This window comes from Bartonella sp. MR168JLCBS (assembly GCF_042194175.1).
Genome location: NZ_JBHIMP010000308.1, coordinates 1 through 773 on the forward strand (window position 1 = coordinate 1; position 773 = coordinate 773).

Below are 773 nucleotides of genomic sequence, written 5' to 3' on the forward strand. Positions count from 1 at the left end.
AAGCAAAAGCTTGATCCGTTGAGGAAGGTGCGCGGTCTGTGGAGACAGGCACTTGATCTGTGGAGGCAAAAGCTTGATCCGTTGAGGAAGGTGCGCGGTCTGTGGAGACAGGCGTCTGGTTCGTCGAAAAGAGTGCGCGGTTTGTGGAGATAGGTGTCTGATCTGTTGAGGCAAAAGCCTGGTCCGTTGAGGAAGGTGCGCGGTCTGTGGAGACAGGCACTTGGTTCGTAGAGGCAAGGGCTTGCCAGCCAAACAAAATTGCTTCACACTGCGAGGCTGTTGGCTTTGCTTTTGCCTCCGTTTGAGACGAAAGCTTCTGTTTGATTTCAAAAATTGTGCTCATGTTAATGCGTGCGGTAGTTGATGAGACTGCGGTAAAGAGCATCATTGTCACTGCAATGTTGTGCGTGGGTGGGATGAGAGGAAAAAACTGCAAGTTTTTCCTGGTGTTCTTTTATCCGTTCAATCTCACTTTGAGACCAGTTGCACCATGTGGTTTGCCAATTTTCTTTAAACATTTCTTTGCTACTTTTTGCATCCTAAGAATCGCGAAACTTCTTTTCTTGCTAACGTGTTTGCTTTTCGCTCAAACTTTCTGATCTGTCGAAGCAAAAGCCTGGTCCGTTGAGGAAGGTGCGTGGTTTGTTGAGACAGGCATCTGGTTCGTCGAAAAGAGTGCGTGGTTTGTTGAGACAGGCATCTGGTTCGTCGAAAAGAGTGCGTGGTCTGTGGAGACAGGCACTTGATCTGTGGAGGCAAAAGCTTGATCCGTT

The 773-nt window shown here is 48.4% G+C and carries 3 pseudogenes; all 3 read right to left on the bottom strand.

From position 1 onward, the window contains the following. Positions 1 to 388, bottom strand: a pseudogene (locus ACFIK8_RS11065) (hypothetical protein); the annotation flags it as partial. Continuing rightward, a pseudogene (locus ACFIK8_RS11070) lies at positions 345 to 599 on the bottom strand (hypothetical protein); the annotation flags it as partial. The pseudogenes ACFIK8_RS11070 and ACFIK8_RS11065, both read right to left, overlap by 44 nt. Further along, a pseudogene (locus tag ACFIK8_RS11075) lies at positions 587 to 773 on the bottom strand (hypothetical protein); the annotation flags it as partial. The pseudogenes ACFIK8_RS11070 and ACFIK8_RS11075, both read right to left, overlap by 13 nt.